The 5,719-nt window shown below is 74.6% G+C and carries 3 protein-coding genes; 1 reads left to right on the plus strand and 2 read right to left on the minus strand.

Annotated elements, in window-relative coordinates; genetic code table 11:
• Positions 1-95: 95 nt before the first annotated feature.
• Both ABD308_RS36975 and ABD308_RS36980 read right to left on the minus strand, forming a co-directional pair.
• Positions 96-1,256, minus strand: coding sequence for a polysaccharide deacetylase family protein (locus ABD308_RS36975; protein WP_344344705.1), 1,161 nt, complete (start codon positions 1,254-1,256; stop codon positions 96-98).
• A gap of 203 nt (positions 1,257-1,459) precedes the next feature.
• Positions 1,460-3,304, minus strand: a complete 1,845-nt coding sequence (locus ABD308_RS36980) for an AMP-dependent synthetase/ligase (protein WP_344344707.1) — start codon at positions 3,302-3,304, stop codon at positions 1,460-1,462.
• 483 nt (positions 3,305-3,787) lie between these two features.
• On the opposite strand from ABD308_RS36980, the gene ABD308_RS36985 reads away from it, so the two are divergent.
• The coding region (locus tag ABD308_RS36985) for a sensor histidine kinase (protein ID WP_344344709.1) at positions 3,788-5,719 on the plus strand (1,932 nt) is incomplete at its 3' end.

Below are 5,719 nucleotides of genomic sequence, written 5' to 3' on the forward strand. Positions count from 1 at the left end.
GCCGGCGCCCCGTGGGGGACCGGCGGTGCGCGGCGGCTCGCGGCGGTGGCGACGGCGCGCGACGGTGAGCGGCCGTGCCGGAGGGGTGTGGGCGGTCAGCGCAGGTAGGAGGTCAGCCCGGCGGGCTTGAGGCCGGCGGCCTGAGCGGCGGCCAGGGCTCGCTGGAGGTCGCCGGCGAGGGTGTCGCTCCAGTGCATCAGCACGACGTCGCCGGGCGACAGCGTGCCCTCGTGCCAGACGTTGGAGGCGCCCCAGCTGAAGTCCGCGTCGGCGGTGAGCACGGTGCGCATGCCGCAGTTGGCGGCGGCCTGCAGGGTGTCGGCGTTCCAGGTGAAGTACGGCGGGCGGAACACGGTGGGCGCGGTGCCGAACTGGCGGGTCAGCGAGTCCCGGGCGTCGCAGATCTCCACCTGCTGCTCGGCGGGCGAGAGCTTGGTGAGGTCGGGGTGGGAGACGCTGTGGTTCTGGATGGAGGAGCCGGGCACGGCGGTGACCCGCTGGAAGTAGCCGGGGTTGTTGGCGGCGGCCATCGGCAGCGGGAAGGCGGTGATCGGCAGCTGGTGGTCGGTGATGAACCGCTCCGCCTCCGGGGAGGTCTGCCAGCCGTCGTCGACGGTGAAGAAGACCACCTTGTCGCTGGTCGGCACCGAGGCGGCGCCGGTCGCCGGGGCGGGCGCGGGGCCGTCCACCCGGACGTCGTCCACCGCGAACGGGCCCTGCTCGTACCAGCCGTGGACGGCGAGGCGCACGGTGGTGGCGGTCGGCCCGGCGGTGAACCGGGTGGTGAGCTTCTGCCAGCCGCCGTGGGTGTCCTCGGTCCAGGCGGGGGCGGTCGGGCGGTCGGTGCCGTCGGTGGCGCCGAGGAAGACGAACGTCCCGCGGACCCAGGCGGAGGCGGTGTAGGTGGTGCCGGGCTGGACCGACACGGTCTGCGCGCACTCGCCGGTGGACTCGTCGCCCGCCGGGGTGACGGCCAGCGCGGAGCTGCCCGAGTGCGGGGCCGCGGTGGTGACGGAGGCCTCGGCGGGTCCGCCGGAACAGCGCCAGCCGGGCACGCTGCCCCAGTCGGCGAGCGAGGAGGCGGGGATCTCGAATCCGGGGTTGGTGGCCAGGTTGACGACGGCCGGGGCGGCGCTCTCGTTCGCTGAGGCTGAGGCCGAGGCGGCCGAGGCGGGCCCGGCGAGGCCGGCCACCAGCAGGGCGGCGGTGGCGGCGAGCGCCGACAGGCGTGCGGGCATGCGCGAGGAGATGGACACGTGGGGACTCCTGCGTGGGGACGCGACCGTTGGGGCGGGCGCGCCGAGAACGGGATGTGGGGGTGCTCCCGGAGGGGGCGGGAGCCGTCGGCGTGCCGCACCCTGGCCGGAGCAAAACAATGGACTGGACCACTCCGATCGTCAAGGAGTGGTGGCCGGGGCGGTCGGCGCCGGTCGTGCCGCAAAAGGGACGAGACGGTCCGTCAGGGGGCGTACAGCTCCTCGATGTCCGCCGCGTAGTGGTCGGCGATCGCCGACCGGCGCAGCTTCAGCGACGGCGTCATCAGTCCCTGCTCCACCCCGAACTCCCGGGGCAGCAGCCGGAAGGCGCGGATCGACTCGGCGCGCGAGACGGCGGCGTTGGCCGTCGCGACGGCGCGCTGGATCTCGGTGTGCAGCTCCTCGTCGGTGAGCACCGCCCACGGGTCCGACTGCCCGCGCCCGCGCTGCTTGAGCCAGTGCGCCAGCGCCGCCGGGTCGAGGGTGATCAGCGCGCCCACGTAGGGGCGGTCGTCGCCCACCACCAGGCACTGCGAGACCAGCGGGTGCGTCTCGACCCGCAGCTCCAGGGCGGCGGGCGCGAGGTTCTTGCCGCTGCTGGTGACGATGAGGTCCTTCTTGCGGCCGGTGATGGTGAGATAGCCGTCCTCGTCCAGGCGGCCGAGGTCGCCCGTGCCGAACCAGCCGTCGAACAGCGACTCGGCCGTGCAGCGCGGATGGTTGAGGTAGCCGCCGAAGACGCCCGGGCCGCGCACCCACACCTCGCCGTCGTCGGCGATCGCCACGGTGGCGCCGGGCACCGGCCGCCCGACCGTGCCGGCCTTGGCGCGCCCGGGCGGGTTGCCGGCGATCGCGGCCGAGGTCTCGGTGAGCCCGTAGCCCTCGTACAGCTGGACGCCGATCCCGGTGAAGAACAGGCCGAGTTCGCGGTCCAGCGTCGAGCCGCCGCACATCAGCGTCCGCAGCCGGCCGCCGAACACGGCGCGCAGCCGCTGGTAGACGGTCCGCTCGTAGGCGAGGTGGCGCAGCCGTACACCGGCGCCGGGGCCGTGGCCGCGCCCGAAGGCGCGCTGCTCGCGGCAGGCGGCCCAGTCGACGGCCACCTGTCGGGCCTGTTCGAACAGTTCGCCGCGCCCGGCCTCCTCGGCGGCGCGCCGGGCGTTCTGGAACACCTTGTCGAGCACGTACGGGACCACGAGCAGGAAGGTCGGGCGCAGCGCGGCGAGCGCGGGCAACAGGGCGTCGGTGGACATCTCGGCGAGGTGGCCGAGCCGTAGGCCGCCGCGCACCGCCGCGATCTGCACCATCCGCCCGTAGACGTGCGCCAGCGGCAGGAACAGCACGGTGGAGGGCTGGTGGCCGCCGGTGTCGTGCAGCGCGTCGTGCCAGCAGGCGAGCAGCGCGTCGGCCGCGTCGGCCAGGGCGCCGTGGGTGAGCAGGCAGCCCTTGGGGCGGCCGGTGGTGCCGGAGGTGTAGACGACGGTGGCGACGGTGTCGGCGGTGACGCCGAGCCGCTGGCGGTGGACCAGCGAGTCGGGGACCCCGCGCCCGTCCTCGACGATGGCGGCGACGCAGCCCCGGTCCAGCTGCCAGATGCCGGTCAGGTCGGGTAACGCGTCGCAGACCGCGCCGACGGTCATCGCGTGGTCCTCGTCCTCGACCAGGCAGGCCACCGCCTGGGTCTCGGCGAGGATCCAGCGGACCTGGTCGGGCGCGGCGGTGGGGTAGACGGGGACGGGGATCGCGCCGATCGACCAGAGCGCGTAGTCGAACAGCGTCCATTCGTAACGGGTGCGGGACATCAGCGCGACCCGGTCGCCGTAGCGCACGCCCCGGGTGAGCAGGCCCTTGGCGAGGGCGAGCACCTCGTCGCGGAAGCCCGCCGCAGTGACGTCCCGCCACCCGTTCCCGGCGGTGCCCCGGGGGCCCTCGGCGCGGCGGGACAACTGGACCAGACCGGGGGAGCGTTCGGCGGTGTCGTAGAGCGAGTCGGCCAGCCCGCCGGTGGCCGCCGGCCCGGCCGGGGCGGGGGTGGTGAACTCGCGCACGATCCCCCCGATCCGTCCTGCAGGTGGAGCGAAACTATCGGATGGCGTGCCGACTGCCCAGGGTTGTGACCGTGACGCGACGAGATCGGCACCGGTCCGTGCGAAAAGTGCCGCGGAACGGTCGTTCGCGGCCGTCGTCCCGCCCGGAGCGCCGGTGTCGAGCAGTCGCCGTGCCGCCGTCGGTGGCGGTCCGTGGCGGTCCGTGGCGGTCCGCGACGGTGCGGAACCGGTGATCCGGGTGCCGAACCGGACACGATCCGGCCCGGGGCGAAGAGAGGCCGGGTTCGACCCTCGAACGAGTGGTCAGGGCGTAGTAGAGTCTCGCAGACCTGCGGCCGGGCCTCCCCGTCCGTCCTGCGGGACCACCCCCCGGACCGGCCCCTGGTCCGTACCAACCCGCCTCCCGTCCGCGCCGATCCACGTCCCCGACGAACCCACCGCCCGCACCCCGTCCGCGCCTGGCACTTCCCGACCGAGGACTCCATGCGTCTGCGCAGCAGCTCGATCCGCGCGAAGATCATCGCGCTGCTCCTGGTGCCCATCGTCGCCCTCGCCGCCCTCTGGGCGTACGCGACGCTCACCACCGCCGGGGACGTCTGGAGCCGGCTGGACCTCAGCAGGACGTACGAGGAGTTCGGCGCCCCGGTCGACCAGTACGCGCACGACCTGCAGAACGAGCGGCGGGCCGCCGTCAAGCGACTGGCCGACCCGGCCTCGCGCGCCGCCCGGGACGCCCTCGAACAGGCCCAGGCCGCGACCGACCGGGACCTCGCGGTGCTGCGGCAGAAGCGGGACACCGGGAACGGCCGGCTCGACGAGGCCCAGCGCGGCCGTCTGCTGCAGATCCTCGCCGCCGCCGACCAGCTGCCCCCGCTGCGCGCGCAGGTCGGCCGCGCCGCGCTCAACTGGGAGTTCGCGCTCGCCCAGTACACCGACCTGGTCAAGCCCACCTTCGGCTTCCGGTCCGCCTTCGTCGCCCGCCAGAGCGGCCAGCTCCCGCGCCAGGGCACCATCCTGACCGAGCTGGTGCGCGCCCGGGAGTACCTCTCCCAGGAGGACGCGGCGATGGAGGGCCTGAGCACCGCGACCACCCGGCCGACCGCCGAGCAGTACCAGGTCGCGCTCGACGCCCTGCACAACCAGCAGGCCCTGTTCACCGTCTACATCGCCGAGCTGGATCCGGTCGACCAGGCCGACTACATCGCCCTGCGCGGCGGTGAGGCCTGGGCCGCGCTCGCCCGGGCCGAGGCGGACTTCGTCGGCGCGGGCGGCCCCGACCGGGTGGTCCAGGCGATCAACGGCGACAACTGGCGGCGCACCGCCGACCGCGCGCTCGGCGACCTCGCCGCGATCAACGCCCGGCTGGCCGGCACCATCGACGACCGCGACCACTCGTACGCGATCGGCCTGCTCTGGCGCGGCGGCATCGCCGGTGCGATCGGTCTGGTCGCCGTGGTGCTCTCGGTCCTGATCTCCTACCGGATCGGCCGCGGCCTGGTGCGCGAGCTGATCGGCCTGCGCAACGCCGCCAACGAGCTGGCCGGCACCCGCCTGCCCTCGGTGATGCTGCGGCTGCGCAAGGGCGAGGCGGTGGACGTCGCCGCCGAGGCCCCGGAGCTGGAGTTCGGCGCGGCCGAGATCGGCCAGGTCGGACAGGCGATCAACGCCGTGCAGCGGGCCGCCGTCGAGGCCGCCGTCGAACAGGCGGAGCTGCGGCGCGGCGTCTCCGCGGTCTTCGTCAACCTGGCCCGGCGCAGCCAGGTGCTGCTGCACCGCCAGCTGACCCTGCTCGACACCATGGAGCGGCGCACCGAGGACCCGGCGGAGCTGGAGGACCTCTTCAAGGTCGACCACCTCACCACCCGTATGCGCCGGCACGCCGAGGGCCTGATCATCCTGGCCGGCGGCTCGCCCGGCCGGGCGTGGCGCAAGCCGGTGCGGATGGTGGACGTGGTCCGCGCGGCGGTCGGCGAGGTCGAGGACTACGCGCGGGTGATCGTCCGGCCGTTCCCCGGTACCGGCCTGCTCGGCAGCGCGGTCGCGGACGTCACCCACCTGGTCGCCGAGCTGGTCGAGAACGCGGCGGTGTACTCCCCGCCGGCCACCCAGGTGACCGTCCAGGGCGAGGTGGTCGCGCACGGCTTCGCGCTGGAGATCGACGACCGGGGGCTCGGGCTGAGCGAGCAGGCCCTCGCCGGGATCAATGAACGCCTCGCGGTCGAGCAGGAGTTCGACCTCGCCGACACCGACCGGCTCGGCCTGTTCGTCGTCAGCCGGCTGGCCCGGCGGCACGGCATCCGGGTCCACCTGCGGCCCTCGCCGTACGGGGGGACCACGGCGGTGGTGCTGATACCGCGCGAGCTGCTGGCGGAGGCGCCGGACGGGCTGCCGGAACCGCCGGCGGCGGGCTCGGGC

Origin of the sequence: Kitasatospora putterlickiae, from assembly GCF_039527695.1 — a bacterium.
Lineage (GTDB): Bacteria > Actinomycetota > Actinomycetes > Streptomycetales > Streptomycetaceae > Kitasatospora > Kitasatospora putterlickiae.